General features: G+C 60.5%; 1 protein-coding gene and 1 pseudogene. One reads left to right on the top strand and one right to left on the bottom strand.

Annotation, left to right across the window (positions count from 1 at the left end; translation table 11 throughout):
* Window positions 1-37: 37 nt before the first annotated feature.
* Complete coding sequence (locus Y708_RS23665; RefSeq protein ID WP_253905734.1) at window positions 38-763, bottom strand: endonuclease domain-containing protein; 726 nt, start codon at window positions 761-763, stop codon at window positions 38-40.
* A gap of 413 nt (window positions 764-1176) precedes the next feature.
* On the opposite strand from Y708_RS23665, the pseudogene Y708_RS0107650 reads away from it, so the two are divergent.
* A pseudogene (locus tag Y708_RS0107650) lies at window positions 1177-1434 on the top strand (ISAzo13 family transposase); the annotation flags it as partial.

Below are 1434 nucleotides of genomic sequence, written 5' to 3'. Positions count from 1 at the left end.
CGCTGACTCGTTAGATCATGCGCTGATGGCGGCCCTATCACGCCACATCTAACGACTCAGCCAGCCGATCTACTTCACCGCTCCAGCCCTGTGGCCGAAGTGCCGCCTCTACTTTGGCGACAACCCATAAGTCACCAAAGCTCACGTCGATCTTGGTCAGCTTCACCTGCCTCCAGACAAGCTCGGCCGCGGTCTCATCACGGGCGATGTCCCGGGCGTGTTGCCCAGGCGTCAGATGATGCCCGCCCTCGTACTCGATGCAGGTCTTGTATTCAACGCAGCCGAGGTCAACCCACAGCCTTGGATCCCCGAAGTCGTCAAGCACTGCGCAATTTACCTTGAACTCGGGAAGCCCGGCGCGTTGCAGGATCAAGCGGATTCGTGTTTCAGGCGGAGAATCAACACCTACGCGTATTTCCTCAAACGCTGCCCTCGCCTTCCGGATCCACCGATGCCCCGACTTACCTTTGAGGTACTCCGCAAGATCCGCGTAGCTGATCTTCGGGTAGCGGCGAGGCCCGAAGGAACGCCGATGTTCGCTCACGATGTAGTCACCGGCCGCGATGAGATCGTCCAAGGCCAACACTCCGGCCAGGTCCAACCAGGTTCGGGCCACTGAAGTCAGCGGTAGTCCGTGGAGAACGGTCACGTCCGCCGGGTCAAGAAGGAGGCTGTGTCCCTTGACCCGTTTCCGCTGCGGCCGCGCACCGGGATATGGCCTGGACAGATGAATGTACGGTTCGTTCTCAAGCCAGGCGGGCAACGGAACACCGTGGAGAGACGCCGCTGTGGAATGGCTAATCGATGAATCCGGGGTGATGTCGACATATGGCTTGCATCGCGAAACAAGGTCCTGGTCGCTCTTCTTTGGTATGCGAAGACCGCGACTCGCGGATTGCAGATCCAGCCCTCGGGTTCGCGCACGGGAAACCCCAAGGGCCGTGGATTCCGACAGGACAAATGACCTTCCGAGTATCGGGGCGGGCAACGGGGAAGCTCGGCGCATGCACCTATTTGACCGCATCCGACGCAAAACCAGTCAAAGTTGTCCACAGGCACACATTGACCGGGCTACGTGAGGTTGTTCCGGTCGGTGCATGATCCGTCGAGTGGTTAGCTAAGGACTCGCGACATAATAACTTAGGTTTTATGGTGTGTCGGCTCTAGGATTGTGTTATGGCCGTGGGTGAGCAGTTGGTGGAGTCAGCGACAGAGAGGTATACGGTGTTGCGTCCGCATTTGGACGAGCGGCAGCGCCGTTTGTTGTTGGGGGTGGAGGCAACCGGGCTGGGGCGTGGCGGGATCAAGGCGATGGCCATGGCGACCGGGGTCCATCCCGATACCATTGCCCGCGGAGTCCGAGAGATGGCGGGGAATCCCGGGCCGCAGTCGCGGGTGCGGGCACCTGGCGGCGGCCGGAAGAAGCTGGCCACC

Origin of the sequence: Arthrobacter sp. H5 (genome assembly GCF_000520595.1) — a bacterium.
Taxonomy (GTDB): domain Bacteria; phylum Actinomycetota; class Actinomycetes; order Actinomycetales; family Micrococcaceae; genus Arthrobacter_D.
The sequence above is the reverse complement of the archived record's forward strand: the minus strand, read 5'-3'. Positions and strand labels throughout refer to the sequence as shown.